General features: G+C 74.0%; 14 protein-coding genes. 7 read left to right on the top strand and 7 right to left on the bottom strand.

Annotation, left to right across the window (positions count from 1 at the left end):
* Positions 1 to 97 precede the first annotated feature (97 nt).
* Positions 98 to 856: a GNAT family N-acetyltransferase gene (locus ACIRBX_RS35130; protein ID WP_402303752.1), complete on the bottom strand. Its 759-nt coding sequence runs from the start codon at positions 854 to 856 to the stop codon at positions 98 to 100.
* A gap of 179 nt (positions 857 to 1,035) precedes the next feature.
* Here ACIRBX_RS35130 and sigK point away from each other — a divergent pair, with 179 nt between their 5' ends.
* On the top strand, positions 1,036 to 1,614 hold the full coding sequence (sigK, locus tag ACIRBX_RS35125) for an ECF RNA polymerase sigma factor SigK (protein ID WP_402303749.1): 579 nt from the start codon (positions 1,036 to 1,038) through the stop codon (positions 1,612 to 1,614).
* Positions 1,615 to 1,729: 115 nt separating this feature from the next.
* Positions 1,730 to 2,812: a MerR family transcriptional regulator gene (locus tag ACIRBX_RS35120; RefSeq protein ID WP_402303748.1), complete on the top strand. Its 1,083-nt coding sequence runs from the start codon at positions 1,730 to 1,732 to the stop codon at positions 2,810 to 2,812.
* Between the two features lie 138 nt (positions 2,813 to 2,950).
* Here ACIRBX_RS35120 and ACIRBX_RS35115 read toward each other — a convergent pair whose 3' ends face one another.
* A complete protein-coding gene (locus ACIRBX_RS35115; RefSeq protein ID WP_402303746.1) occupies positions 2,951 to 3,778 on the bottom strand; it encodes a tyrosinase family protein in 828 nt (275 codons plus the stop codon).
* A gap of 66 nt (positions 3,779 to 3,844) precedes the next feature.
* Entirely contained in the window at positions 3,845 to 4,273 is a 429-nt protein-coding gene (locus tag ACIRBX_RS35110) for a tyrosinase cofactor (RefSeq protein ID WP_402303743.1), read from the bottom strand.
* Positions 4,274 to 4,906: 633 nt separating this feature from the next.
* Between ACIRBX_RS35110 and ACIRBX_RS35105 the strand changes: the two genes are divergently transcribed.
* The 5 genes from ACIRBX_RS35105 (at position 4,907) to ACIRBX_RS35085 (ending at position 9,736) form a co-directional block, all read left to right on the top strand.
* Positions 4,907 to 6,244, top strand: a complete 1,338-nt coding sequence (locus ACIRBX_RS35105) for an NAD(P)/FAD-dependent oxidoreductase (protein WP_402303742.1) — start codon at positions 4,907 to 4,909, stop codon at positions 6,242 to 6,244.
* A 125-nt stretch (positions 6,245 to 6,369) separates the two neighbouring features.
* Complete coding sequence (locus ACIRBX_RS35100) at positions 6,370 to 6,870, top strand: nuclear transport factor 2 family protein (protein ID WP_402303740.1); 501 nt, start codon at positions 6,370 to 6,372, stop codon at positions 6,868 to 6,870.
* 135 nt (positions 6,871 to 7,005) lie between these two features.
* Positions 7,006 to 7,398, top strand: a complete 393-nt coding sequence (locus ACIRBX_RS35095) for an SsgA family sporulation/cell division regulator (protein WP_402303738.1) — start codon at positions 7,006 to 7,008, stop codon at positions 7,396 to 7,398.
* A 209-nt stretch (positions 7,399 to 7,607) separates the two neighbouring features.
* A complete protein-coding gene (locus tag ACIRBX_RS35090; protein ID WP_402303737.1) occupies positions 7,608 to 8,822 on the top strand; it encodes a saccharopine dehydrogenase family protein in 1,215 nt (404 codons plus the stop codon).
* Positions 8,823 to 8,899: 77 nt separating this feature from the next.
* Entirely contained in the window at positions 8,900 to 9,736 is an 837-nt protein-coding gene (locus ACIRBX_RS35085) for a TIGR04222 domain-containing membrane protein (protein WP_402303735.1), read from the top strand.
* 92 nt (positions 9,737 to 9,828) lie between these two features.
* On the opposite strand, the gene ACIRBX_RS35080 is transcribed toward ACIRBX_RS35085, so the two are convergent.
* The 4 genes from ACIRBX_RS35080 to ACIRBX_RS35065 all read right to left on the bottom strand — a co-directional run bounded on the left by ACIRBX_RS35080 (position 9,829) and on the right by ACIRBX_RS35065 (position 12,426).
* Entirely contained in the window at positions 9,829 to 10,335 is a 507-nt protein-coding gene (locus ACIRBX_RS35080; RefSeq protein ID WP_402303733.1) for a hypothetical protein, read from the bottom strand.
* A gap of 132 nt (positions 10,336 to 10,467) precedes the next feature.
* A complete protein-coding gene (locus ACIRBX_RS35075) occupies positions 10,468 to 10,704 on the bottom strand; it encodes a hypothetical protein (RefSeq protein WP_402303732.1) in 237 nt (78 codons plus the stop codon).
* Positions 10,705 to 11,025: 321 nt separating this feature from the next.
* Positions 11,026 to 11,340: a WhiB family transcriptional regulator gene (locus tag ACIRBX_RS35070; RefSeq protein ID WP_402303730.1), complete on the bottom strand. Its 315-nt coding sequence runs from the start codon at positions 11,338 to 11,340 to the stop codon at positions 11,026 to 11,028.
* Between the two features lie 228 nt (positions 11,341 to 11,568).
* The gene (locus ACIRBX_RS35065; RefSeq protein ID WP_402303728.1) at positions 11,569 to 12,426 is read right to left on the bottom strand and encodes an alkaline phosphatase family protein; all 858 of its coding nucleotides are present in this window, start codon (positions 12,424 to 12,426) and stop codon (positions 11,569 to 11,571) included.
* Between the last annotated feature and the right edge of the window lie 61 nt (positions 12,427 to 12,487).

Raw genomic sequence — 12,487 nt, 5'->3', positions numbered from 1 at the left:
GCCGGCCCGGACTGTCCGGGCCGGGTCAGCGCCGGCTCGCCGGCTGCCGGCCCTCCTCAGGTGTCGGCCCGGGGCCGGGTTCTGTTCCCGTGCTCGGCTACGGGCTCGGTTCCCGGTCCGGCCGGCCTCCCACCTCCACGCTCAGCTGGGTGCCCAACTCCCGGAATCCCAGCGCGAGTGCGACCCGTCGGGACGCCGGGACCCGGGCGCGCCACTGCGGGAACAGTCCGCCCGCCAGCGCGTCGGCCACCGCGTGCGAACCCGCCCTCCGTGCGAGCCCGCGCCCCCGCCGCTCGGGAGCGGTCAGTACGCTGATGTGCGCTGTTCCGCCCGGCCAGATCCGGTATCCGGCGGCGGCGACCACCCGCCCACCCTCCCGGACCACGAACGCGGGCGAGGTGATCCCGTCCAGCCCGGCCTCGCCGGCGTCCTCCGGACCCGCGAGGCGTTCCAGCTCCGGCAGCCCTCGGTCGTCCGCCGGCACCTGCTCCACCGCCGGCTCGGCTGACGCCGCCTGCGGCGCCGCAGACGCCATCCCCGCTGCCCGCGCTGATTCGCCCGCTCTTCCCGCCGCCGGTCGGAAGTCCGCCTCGGCCAGGTAGGCCAAGATCGCAGGGCCGAGTACCCGACCGACCTCGGGCAGCACGCGCCGGATCACCCCAGGGTCGGTGATCGCCCGCGTCGGCAGTCCGGCCAAGGCCTCGCGCACCGAATCGGCGATACCGGCGTCGGGCGCCGTCACGATCGCCGCGTCGCCCAGCGCCACCAGCCCCACCCACCCGGGCGGGCAGAACAGCGACCTGGGGGAGACCACCACCGTGACCTCGCTGCCCTGGGCGAACTCCACTGGTGCCACGGCAAGTTGCTCCCAGAGTGCACGGGCTCTGGCAAGCAGGGGATCAGTCGGCATGCGCGCGATCCTGCCACCCCGATCCACCCGGAGCACGTCGATTTCCGGTGTCGAGAAAGCTGCGCGAAACGCTGCACAAACGCCGCACTTGGCCCGGTCGCATCGAATCGCCGCACTGTGGCGACGTGACCGTAACAGTGATCGCCACGCGACAGCCGTCCTCCCTCCACGAGGACCGGACGGCCCTCCTCGCGGCAGCCGCCCGGGGCGACGAAGCGGCCTTCGCGGCGCTGTACCGAGAGCTCGCCGGTCCCGTGTACGGGCTGGCGCTGCGGGTGCTGCGCAGCCCCGCTCACGCGGAGGAGGTCACCCAGGAGGTGTTCCTGGAGGTATGGCGGACCGCGCCCGCCTACCGCTCGGAGCGCGGCTCCGTCCTCACCTGGGTCCTGACGATCGCCCACCACCGGGCCGTCGACCGGGTCCGCTCGGTCCGGGCGTCCTCCGACCGGGAGCTTCGCTTCACCCGCCAGGACCAGCCCCTGCACGCCCCGGACACCGACCAGCTCGAGCACTTGGCGGACGCCGAGCGGGTCCGCTCCGCGCTGGCCGAACTGACCGCACCGCAGCGCGAGTCCCTGGTGCTCGCCTATTACGGCGGGTACTCCCAGCGGGAGATCGCCGCCCTGCTCGGCGTGCCGCTCGGCACCGTCAAGACCCGGATGCGGGACGGGCTGCGCAAGCTCCGCCCGATGATCCACACCTGACCCTGACCCCGACGCCGTTTCCGGCCTCGGGCCCGCCGCCGTTCCAGCCCGCCGCCTCCACCGTGATCCCCGGGCTGCGGGGGTTGCCCGTCCGACCGTGGGAGGGTGGTACGTCATGAGGGATCGTCAGACCGGGCCACCGGAGAACGCGTCGCCCGAGCCGTCCGACGGATCCGGTACCGGCCTGCCCACCGGGGCGGTCGCCCGCCGGCTCGGAGTCTCGCCGACCACCGTCCGCTCCTGGGAGCGCCGCTACGGCCTCGGCCCGGCCGAGCGCGCCCCGGGCCACCACCGGCGCTGGAGCCCGGCGGACATCGAGACCCTGGCCGCGATGTGCGCCCTCACGGCACGCGGCGTCCCCCCGGGGGAGGCCGCCCGAGCGGTCCTCGCCGAGCGCGCGAACCCGCTCACCGGCACCGCCACGGCCGTCTCCGCCACGCCTGCCACCGGCGCCGCAGCCGCAGCCGCTGTCGCTGCTGCCGATGCCGTGGTCGTACCGGACGCGCCACTGCCGGCACCGGCCCCGCCGCCACCGGACGACCACCGTGCGCTGCGGGCCGGCGCGGTCCGCCCCGAGTGCCGGGGCCTGACCCGCGCCGCCATGCGGCTGGACTCCGCCGAGGTGGCCACCATCCTCCGGGAGACCGTCGAGGCGCTCGGGGTGGTCGAGGCCTGGACCGAGGTGATGATGCCCGCCCTCCGTGCCGCCGGCCGCAAGTGGGCCACCTCGGGCGAGCAGTACGTCGAGGTGGAGCACCTGCTCTCCTGGCACGTCTCCACCATCCTGCGCACCGAGGCCGTCCGCCCGGGCCGGCCCCGCCCCGTCCCCCCGGTCCTGTTGGCCGCGATGCCCGACGAACAGCACACCCTCCCCCTGGAGGCGGTGGCCGCCGGGCTGACCGCCCGTCGGATCCCGTTCCGCATGCTCGGTGCGGCCGTCCCGCCGCGCGCCCTGCTCGACGCCCTGGAACGCACCGGACCCGCCGCCGTCATGCTCTGGTCCCAGCACCCGACCACCGCCGACACCCACCTCGTCCGCCGCGTCACCGCCACCGCCTGGGGCCCGCGCGGCTCCCGCACCCATGCCTTGGTCCTCGCCACCGGCCCCGGCTGGCACCGCGGCGACCACCCCGACGGCACCGCCAGCCCCCGCACCCTCCCCGCCGCCCTCGACCTCCTCGAACGCTCCCTCGGCTGACCCCCGCGACCACCGGCTCTCCCCTGGCGGTCGCGGTAGCGGCGGTGCGGTGGGGTGGTTGAGGGTGCGGGACGGGGGAGGGCCCCGGCGGGTGGTGGGGTGGTGGCCTGCCGGGGCCCGGGTGGTGGTGATGGTGCGTCAGAAGCCGGTGTCGTAGGTGTACTGGGCGCTGTGGTCGAGCATGTCGGCCGGGGTCACGTTGTTCCAGGGCTTCATGGTCTCGTTGAGGTCGACCACGTTGGCGGTGCCTGCGGTGGGCAGGTAGCCGGCCGAGGGGTGGCGCTTCTGCCACTCGGACCAGAGCTTGTCGATGAAGCAGTGGTGCAGCCAGAAGACCGGGTCGTTGGGCGACATGCCGGTGCTCATCATGCCGCCGACCCAGACGTGCACCCGGTTGTGGAGGTTGACGCCGCGCCAGCCCTCGAGGTTGTTGCGGAAGCCGCTGGAGGTGCTGTTCCACGGGGCGGCGTCGTAGGTGGTGATCGCCAGGACGCCGTCCGTCTCGGTGCGGGTGGGGAGTTGGGCGACCCCGGTGGCGAGGGAGCGGCGCAGGTAGTTGCGGGTGTCGGGGCGGACGGTGAGGGTCCAGTTGCCGGTGGAGTAGGCGAACGGGCCGGTGGTCACCTGGCCGTCGCTGCTGCGGCCGTTGCCGCCCATGAAGTCGGCGCCCCAGAGGGTGGCGGTGGTGGTGCGGTCGGCCGTCCAGTCCCAGTACGGGAGGGTGACGGTGGGGTCGATCGCCTGGAGGGCCTGCTCGAACTGGAGCAGGAAGCGGCGGTGCCAGGGCAGGAAGGACGGCGAGCGGTGGCCGACCCGCTCGCCGTTGTCGGTGTCGCTGACGATGAACTGGTTGTGCGTGCTGACGAAGGAGTCGTAGCCGCCGTTGCTCTTGAGCGCGAGCACGGCGTTGACGAAGGCGCGCTTCTCCTGGGTGGTCAGCGTCGACTGGTTCTTGCGGACTGCCATGAGTCCCCCCTCATTGGTACCGGTACGGGTGCGAGTGATGGTGTGGAGCGCTGGTGGCGGGCCGGGTCAGGCGACGGTGACGGGCACGAGGGCGGCGCCCTGGAGGTCGTTGACGGCGGCGCGGGCGAGGGCGCGGGGCGTCGGGTGCGTCTGGTAGTGGTTGACGACGCTGATCCAGGTGCCGTCGGCGTTGCGCATCATGTGCAGCTCCTCGCCGTCGATGTGCACGGCGTAGCCGTTGCCGCCGGCGCCGGTGGTGCCGCTGGTGTGGTGGTGGCCGGCACCGCCGTCGGTGATCGGACGGCCCTGGATGCGGCGGCCGTGGAAGATCTCGTCGAAGGAGTCCGACGCACCCGGGTCGGCAGCGGTGGCGGAGTCGCCGGCCGGGCCGACGAGGCCGATTGCGAAGGCGCCGGTGGCGACGGTGAGCGCGACGGCGGAACCCTGGAGCATCCGACGGCGGGTCAGTTCCGAGGCGTGGCTGATTTCGGACATGGGTGTACCCCCCTTGGGCGCCCGCATGCTGTTGGGGCGCCGTTCATGAAGTGGTGCAGAAACGTTAATTCGAGGGGATCTCATGATCACCCTCGCTGTTTCGATGCTCGCAAGCGGAGATGACCTACGGAACTGCCGAATGGCGGGGGTCGGAAGGATTCGATGGAATCAAGTCATCCATGCGCATGTCGCGATGCGGGACGGGCCGTAAGATCTTCACCGGCTTCACTGAATGGTCATCAGATGGGCAACGATCTTCACTCTGTGCAGTCGCTCGACCGGAGATCCTGCTGTGGGGGGCGCGGGCGCGGTGGGGCCCCGTGACTCGGCTCACGGCGGAAGGATGGCGTGAAGGCCGGGTGCAAGAGGTGAAAAGTGCATGTCAGGGGCCGTGTGCGGGCCTGCCGCTGCCGGGGTGTCCAACTTTCGCTCGCTCGAACGAATCTGACGTCTCGTCGGAGGGGGAAAGGGTCGGTTGGTGGCGGCGGGGGCGCGGTGGGCGCAGTGCGCGGGCGCGCTCCGGTGGAGTGCTCCCGAGCGACAGTGGGCGCGGCCGTCGGCGCTGCCGTTCCGGCCGGGACGGCGGTACCTTCGGTCCAACTGCCTTGTGGCCGAGGGCGATCGGAGCCGACTGTGAGTCCAGCGGGTGGCGGTGGTCCGCAGAGGACCGGGCACGCCGTGGTGCTCGGCGCGGGGATCGGCGGGCTGTGCGCGGCCCGGGCGCTCGCCGGGTGCTTCGAGCGGGTCACCGTGGTCGAGCGGGACGCCTTCCCGACCGGGCCGGCCGTTCGGCGCGGTGTCCCGCAGGGGGCGCACGTGCACTCGCTGACCGCTGCCGGGGCGGAAGCCCTGGACGGCATCTTCCCCGGCTTCGTCACCGAACTGGTCGACGGCGGAGGCACGTTCGCAGGAGCGCTGGACGAACTCGAGATCGTGTTCTTCGGCTCGCGGCTGCGACAGGTGCCGCTCGGCCAGGTGCTCCAGGTGAGCCGGCCGTTCCTGGAGGACCGGCTGCGCGAGCGGGTCGGCGCGCTGCGGCGCGTCACCCTGCGGGAGGGGGTGGAGGCCGTCGAGCCGCTGAGTGCGGACGGCGTGCGGGTGCGCGGTGTGCGGCTGTCCCGGCCCGGGCGGCCGGACTCCTCCGAGGAGGTGGAAGCCGATCTGGTGCTCGACGCGATGGGCCGGGCCGGCCGGGGCGCGGCCTGGCTGCGCTCGCTCGGCTACCGGCCGCCGCGCGAACAGCGGTTGCGCGTCGACGTCGCCTACGCCAGCCGCCGCTACCTCGTGCCGCCGGGTGCGCTGGGCGAGGCGAAGGGGGTGCTGATCGGTGCCACCCCGGCGCGACCGCGCGGTCTGGTGCTCACCCAGCAGGAGGGGGAGGCCTGGGTGCTCTCCCTCTACGGATTCGGCAAGGCCGACCAACCACCGGGCGGGGAGCAGGAGTTCCTCGACTTCGCCGACGAGATGCTCTCGGCGGACGCCCGGACGGCACTGCGGGCGGCCGAGCCGATCACCGGCATCTCGGCGTTCCGGTACCCCGATTCGATCCGCCGGGACTTCCACCGGCTGCGGCGGCTCCCCGACGGCCTGATCTCGATCGGCGACGCACTGTGCAGCCTCAACCCGATCTACGGGGCGGGCATGACGGTCGCCGCGCTGGAGGCGAGGGCCTTGCAGGAGTGCCTGGTCGACGGTGCGGCGGACCTCCCTCGGCGGTTCTACCGGAAGGCCGCCCGCGTGGTCCGGCTGCCCTGGCTGTTCTCCACCATGGCCGACCGGTCCATGCCCCAGGTCCCCGGGACCCGCCCCGTCGTCGTCGGGCTGCTGGGGAAGGCGTTCGGGGCCACCATGCGGGCGGCGGCAGCCGACTCCGAGGTCGCCGGAAGCGTCTGGAACGCCGTCAGCCTGAGCGGCTCCCCGGCGGGGCTGGCCCGTCCACGGGTGCTGGCCTCGGTGGCCCGGCACTGGTGATCGGCGTCGGGTGACGGTCGTCGCCGCGATGGCGGGTGCGGGGGGTGTGGCGGGTGCGGCAGGCAGGGCGAGGAAGGGATGGAGCGGTCGCAGTGGTCGGCAAGGTCGGAGAGGAGAGCGCTGGGATGGGTGCGGTGCGGGAGTTCGACGAGGCGGAGCGCAGGGCCTTCGTGGAGCGGTGGGTGGTGATGTGGAACTCGCCGACCGCCCCCGAGGACGCGATGGCGTACTACACCGAGGACGCGGTGATCGAGGACAAGGCGTTCGGTCACTCCTACCGGGGGCACCGGGAGTTGAACGAGTACTTCCGTCGGGCCGGTGACCTCTTCGCGGACATCGACGCCGCTCCGGCGGGCGTGCTGGTCGGGCCCACGCACGCCTTGGCCCACGTGCAGTACTCCGCCACCGTCAAGGAGCCCTTCCTCTGCCTCCCGGAGTCGAGCCGGGGCAAGAGGTTCACGCTGTACGTGATGAGCCTGCTGGAGTTCGCCGAGGACGGGCGGATCGCCCGTGGGGTCGACGCGTTCGACCGGCTGGCCGTGCTCCAGCAACTCGGGGTGCTGCCCGGCACCCTGGAGCCGGAGTCGTTCGGTACCCCCTTCACCGGCCGGGGGCCGGCCGGCTGAGCGGCGGCGAGCGGCGGCGAGCGGGGACGCGGTCCCGGCCTCGGTCCCGGCTTCGGCCGGGGACGTCGGGGAGGCATGCCCGGCGGATCGCGGGGCAGACGCGCTCGGCAGGACGGGAAAAGGGGAGAGTGGCCGATGGACGTGATCACGGCGCGGACGGCGATGTACCACCAGGTCGGACCGCACGCGGACGTGCCGGTGGAACTATTCTACAGCACGAGTGACCCGTGGGCGGTCCGCTGCTACTTCCCCAAGGAACCGGTGCCGGTCTTCTGGGCCTTCGGGCGTGACCTGTTGGCGGAGGGGCTGGTCGGGCCCGCCGGTGACGGGGACGTGCACATCAGCCCGGTGGACGGCCGGTACACCCTGCTGGCTCTGTGCGGTCCGGTCGGTGACGGCATGGCGGTGCTGCGCGCACCCACCAGGGACCTGGCCGCCTTCCTGGCGCGCACGCACCGGGTGGTCCCGCCGGGAGCGGAGGGCGCGTTGGTCGACTGGGACGCGTGCGTCGGGCGGTTGCTGGCCTGACGCTCCGTGAGCCGCTCGGCTGGTCGGCTGGGCCGTCGTTCGCCCGACCTGCCGGCGCGCGTGGTCCGGTGGGTGCGGTCGCGTGGGTGTGGTCGGGTGGGACCACCCGGTGGGTGCGGGCGTGCGCGAAGGCGTGGGGTCGTTGACAGCGGCGGGGCCGGCTCCTAGCGTGGCGCAGTCGATTACCCGCTAGTAGTCAAGGACTCCTGATGGTCGAGCCGCGCCCGTACGACCTCGTCCTGTTCGGCGCCACTGGGTTCACCGGGGGACTCACCGCCGAGTACCTGGCCGCCGCCGCGCCCGAGGGCTGTCGGTGGGCGCTGGCCGGTCGTGACCGGGGACGACTGGAGGCCGTCAGAGAGCGCCTGGCGGCGATCGACCCGCGCTGTGCGCAGCTGCCGCTGGTGGTGGCGGACGCGTCGGACCGGGAAGGGCTGCGCCGGGTGGCCGCCTCCGCGCGGGTGGTGATCTCCACGGTGGGGCCGTACCTGCAGCACGGTGAGCCGTTGGTGGCCGCGTGCGCGGAGAGCGGCACCGACTACGTGGACCTGACCGGTGAGCCCGAGTTCGTCGACCGGATGTACCTGCGCCACCACGGGCAGGCGGTGGCGAGCGGCGCCCGGCTGGTGCACTCGTGCGGCTTCGACTCGATCCCGCACGACCTCGGGGTGCTCTTCACGGTGGAGGAACTGCGGCGCCGGGGCGGCCCGTTGGGGCAGGTGGCGGTGGAGGGTTACGTCCGGGCGGGCGGCACCGTCTCCGGCGGCACCCTCGCTTCGGTGCTGCTCGCCTTCTCCCGTCCCCGGGCGATGGCGCGGGTGGCCCGGGAGCGGCGGGCGGCGGAGCCCCGGCCGAAGGGCCGTCGGATCCACACCCCCACCGGTCGGGTGCGGCGCTCCTGGCCGGCCCGGGCCTGGGTGGTGCCGATGCCCGCGATCGACCCGCAGGTGGTCGGGCGTTCGGCCGCCGGACTGGAGGAGTACGGGGAGGAGTTCTCCTACGCGCACTACGCGGCGGTGAAGCGCCTGCCGATGGTGCTCGGTGGCCTGGCGGCGGTGGCGGGACTCGCGCTGGCTGCCCAACTGCCGCTGCTGCGGCGGGTGCTGGGCGATCTGCGGAAGCCCGGAGAGGGGCCGGACGCGGCGCAGCGGGCGAAGAACTGGTTCGTGGTGCGCTTCGCGGCCCGGGCCGACGACGGGCGGGCCGTGCTGGCCGAGGTGTCCGGCGGGGACCCCGGCTACCAGGAGACCGCCGTGATGCTCGCCGAAGCGGCGCTCTGCCTCGCCTACGACGACCTCCCGCCCGTGGCGGGCCAGTCGACCACGGCGGTGGCCATGGGCCGCCCGCTGATCGACCGACTGATCGCGGCCGGCATCGCCTTCCGGGTGCTCGACGTCCCGCCCACCGGCGCCCCGGGGCGCTGAATCCCCGGAGCGGTCCCCGGCCGGTGGCGGGCGTCGGGCCCGACGGTCGGGGGTAGGGGAAGACCGAGGAGGGGGCCATGGGGTGGTGGTCGGCGTTCGGTCTGGTGCACGCGGCGGCCCTGGTCTGTCTGTTCCGCTTCGCCCGCGCCCGGCGGACGGCGATGCGCGCGCCGCTCCGACTCCGGTGCGCGGACGAGGACTTGACGCTGCACGAGTTGGCGTACCTCCGGGGGCGGGGGCAGGCCGTCCCGCGGGTCGCGCTGGCCGCGATGATGCTCGCCGGGCGACTGGTGGTGGACGAGGGGGCGCGGACGGTCACCGTCACCGACCCGGATCCGCGCGACGCGGTCGAGGCGGACGTCGTCCAGGCGATCGGCTCGCAGCCGAGCGTGAGGACCTGGGAGAAGACGTTCGAGTTGGGCCGCAGCCGGTCCGTCGTGGAGGTCGGGAACCGGCTGGGTGACCAGGGCTTGGTGCTGCACCCCGATCGCTTCGGGGCCTTCGAGCGTGCCCGCAATTGGCTCAGCGGTAGCGTCTTCGGCTGCGTGGTGCTGGACTGTGCGCTGATCCGGCCGGCGGCGGGTGATCCGCAGGCGTTCTGGCTGTTGGGTGCCTCCCTGTTCCTGGGCGGGGTCTGGTGTGTGGTCGACCGGAAGGACCGGTGGGGGGAGCCGGGCGACCTCACCGATGACGGAAGGTCACTCCTGGAACGGCACGAGGGTGGCGGAGGGCCGTGGCTCCCGCGCGCGATCGCCGACGGCCTGACTCCAGGGGATGCCGACCTGCTGGCTGCGGTGGTGCGGAGCCCGACCGCCTTCACCGGGAAGCTCCGACCCTTGGGGACGGCGATCGACCGGCCCGTCGACACCTCCCGGTCGTCCGCCGAGGCGCCCGGCCTCGGCGGAGGGGTCTGACGCGGGAGGCCCGGCCGGTGGACTCGTCCAAGCGCGGGGCGCCGTGGGCCGTTGCGAGCTTGGGGGAGAAGGGGAGAAGGAGGGTGGTGCGGTCAGGTGAGGGTGACGGTGAGGACGTCGTCCTCCCGGGTGAGGTGATCGATCGTCAGCTCTCCCGTCGCGCCGTTGAACTCGCCGGTGCCGCCCGTGACGGCGAAGGTGTGGGACCAGCGGCGTGCCGCGAGCAGGGTCTCGGTGACGGCCGGGAGCGGGCGCTCGTAGGCGGTGGCGGCGGTGATGGTGCCGCCGGTGAGGCGCAGCGCGAGCGAGGCGAGGACCACCGCGCCGTTCGCGTCCACCGTGACCGGCGTGCAGTGCGCGCTCTCGGTGCCGGCGGGCTGACCCTGCTCGTCCAGGAGGTCGTAGTGGACGAAGTAGGGGGTCCCGGGCACCAGCAGCTCGGGGAGGTTGGCAGCGGACCGCTTCCCGGTGAACCTCAACGTCCTTGACGGGCCTGCTGCTTGGGCGCTTCCAGCCGGGCCGGCGGCCGCTGCGGCGGTGAGGCCGGAGCCGACGGCCACCGTGGTGAGCCGGAGGAGGTTCCTGCGGTTGACGGTCATCTCGACGGCTCCCGGGTGCTCGCTGTCCGGGCACGTGCGGGGGTCGCGCCGCGCCGTGCGTCGCAACCTACCCCGGGCCGGGCGGCCGTGCCCGCGCCGTGCCGGGGCGCCACCCGAACGGGCGACGGGCGGTCAGTCGTTGTCGTAGGAGTGGTCCCAGGGGATCGAGCGCAGCGGGGTGTCGGTGGCCCGGGTCGGGTCGGTGAGCTCCGGGGTCCAGCGCGGGTGATCGCCCGGTCCGGCCTCCAGGGCGGGTCCGCTGCCGTCCAACTGTGCTTCACCTAGCGGGGGTTCGATCCCGAGGAACTCCTGGCCGTCCGGGCCGATCCGGTACCGGTCTGCCTGCTCTGCGGTCCATGCGTCGTCCATCTGCGGAGCGTAGGCAGCCGGGTGCGAGCGGCTGGGACGCAACGCCGGGGCCGCCGTTGGGACCACTCGAAGGAGGGTACGGCGGGGATGCGATGCGGCGGCGGAGGTGTCGGCGGAGGCCGCTCGGGGAGGGTGCTGCCGAGCCGGGGCCGGCCCGCACCCGGGCGGTGTCGGACCGGCCGAGCCGCACGGCCGACCTGGTGGAGGAGTCGTAGCCGCAGGAGCGGGCCGTGGCTCGCGGTGCGGCTCGGGGCCGCCTCGGTTGCCTGTTGTCGTCTGACCACGCAAGCCCCGGACCCGCGCGGCGTCCCGACCTGCGGCTCAGGCCGCCAGGGGCCCCTGCAGTTGCTCGGAGCCGGTGAAGAGGGCGCGGCGCTCCTCTGCGGAGAGGCCGCCCCGGACGCCGAACGGCTCCCGGGTGGCCAGGGCGTGACGGCGGCATTCGACCCGGACGGGGCAGGCGGTGCAGACGGCCTTGGCGGCCCGGATGCGGCGCTCGGCGGCGGCGCGCGGCTCGCCGGCCGGCCGGTGGAACGCCTCGGAGGTGCCACAGGCACCGTCCTGCCAAGGCTCACGGGTGTTCCGGGTGCTCTGCGGGCGGGCCGGTGCGGCGGTCGGACGGGAAGCGGTGGTCACGGTGGCCCTCTCAGGTCGCGCTGCTCGGTCGTGCGTCCCGCCTGTCCCGGAAACGGTGGTTCATGCGTGCGCGGTGGTGCCCCCCTCGGCAGCGGGCGCCCCGGTGGGTGGCCGGACCCGGCCGTGACCTGGCGGTTCGTCAGGGAGGTGTGAGACAGGTCACTCGTGCCCGGGTGTGCGGCGGCATCGACGCGCCGAGCCGGTGGCCCTGGGTGCGGTGCGACCGGCTCAGCGGCGCGCGGAGGCGCTGAACGGGCGGCCGTCCAGGGACCAGTGGGGATCGATCGGGATGCCCAGGGCGGCGTAGGCGTGAGCGGCGACGTCGGCGTGCCGGAGGCCGTCCGGGGCCGGGGCGCCCGGCGGGATGTCCGGGCCGCAGGCGGCTATCCAGGCGGTGGTCTCCTCGGGGGAGCGGCCACCGTGGCCGCCCTCGTCGCGGTGCCCGTGGTCGGTGACCACGATGACCGTCCACTCCTCGTCCGCGTGCCCGGGGCGGCGGCGGAGCCCTGCGAGCAGGGTGCCGAGGTGGCGGTCGGCGGTCTCGATCGAGGTGCGGTACGCGGGGCCGCAGCCGAGGAAGTGGGCGGTCTCGTCCACCGCGCCCAAGTAGACGAAGGCAGCGTGGAGTTCGGGGCTCTCGGCGAGGATGCGGGCGCTGTCCGTGGCCACCGCGAGGTCGCACTCCTCCCAGGCCTCGGGGGTGTCGGCGGTCGGCCCGATGTAGCTGAGCCGGCTCGGTGCGGCGAACATCGGACCGCCGTCACGAGCCACGAACAGCGGGGTCCAGCCGCCGGCCGCCAGCGTGCGCAGGCCGTGCCCGAGGGCGAGCCGGGTGGTGAAGTCCGGGAAGACGCCGAGCCGGTGGCCGTCGAAGCGATTGCCCCAGACGCCGTGCTTGACGACCGAGACCCCGGTCACCACGGTGGCCCAGCACGGGCCGGACATGGTCGGGGTGCCGGGGTCGACCTCCACCCGCCCGAGGAAGCCGGCGGCGGCGACCTCGTCCTGGTGCGGGGTGTGCAGGGAGGGGAGGAGATCGAACCGGACGCCGTCGATGCCGACGACCAGGAGCCTGCGGTTGTTCATCTGCGAGCCTTCGAGGTGCGGGACTGCCGGGGAGCGGGACTTCCGGGGGTGCGGGACGGCC

The organism is Kitasatospora sp. NPDC096147 (assembly GCF_044763225.1).
Lineage (GTDB): Bacteria > Actinomycetota > Actinomycetes > Streptomycetales > Streptomycetaceae > Kitasatospora.
The sequence above is the reverse complement of the archived record's forward strand: the minus strand, read 5'-3'. Positions and strand labels throughout refer to the sequence as shown.

Excerpts from the sequence above, each read along its gene's own strand:
- ACIRBX_RS35085 (WP_402303735.1), top strand. The coding sequence starts at position 8,900 with ATGGGGTGGTGGTCGGCGTTCGGTCTGGTGCACGCGGCGGCCCTGGTC.
- ACIRBX_RS35065 (WP_402303728.1), bottom strand. The coding sequence starts at position 12,426 with ATGAACAACCGCAGGCTCCTGGTCGTCGGCATCGACGGCGTCCGGTTC.
- ACIRBX_RS35100 (WP_402303740.1), top strand. The coding sequence starts at position 6,370 with ATGGGTGCGGTGCGGGAGTTCGACGAGGCGGAGCGCAGGGCCTTCGTG.
- ACIRBX_RS35090 (WP_402303737.1), top strand. The coding sequence starts at position 7,608 with ATGGTCGAGCCGCGCCCGTACGACCTCGTCCTGTTCGGCGCCACTGGG.
- ACIRBX_RS35075 (WP_402303732.1), bottom strand. The coding sequence starts at position 10,704 with ATGGACGACGCATGGACCGCAGAGCAGGCAGACCGGTACCGGATCGGC.
- ACIRBX_RS35110 (WP_402303743.1), bottom strand. The coding sequence starts at position 4,273 with ATGTCCGAAATCAGCCACGCCTCGGAACTGACCCGCCGTCGGATGCTC.
- ACIRBX_RS35120 (WP_402303748.1), top strand. The coding sequence starts at position 1,730 with ATGAGGGATCGTCAGACCGGGCCACCGGAGAACGCGTCGCCCGAGCCG.
- ACIRBX_RS35115 (WP_402303746.1), bottom strand. The coding sequence starts at position 3,778 with ATGGCAGTCCGCAAGAACCAGTCGACGCTGACCACCCAGGAGAAGCGC.
- ACIRBX_RS35095 (WP_402303738.1), top strand. The coding sequence starts at position 7,006 with ATGGACGTGATCACGGCGCGGACGGCGATGTACCACCAGGTCGGACCG.
- ACIRBX_RS35080 (WP_402303733.1), bottom strand. The coding sequence starts at position 10,335 with ATGACCGTCAACCGCAGGAACCTCCTCCGGCTCACCACGGTGGCCGTC.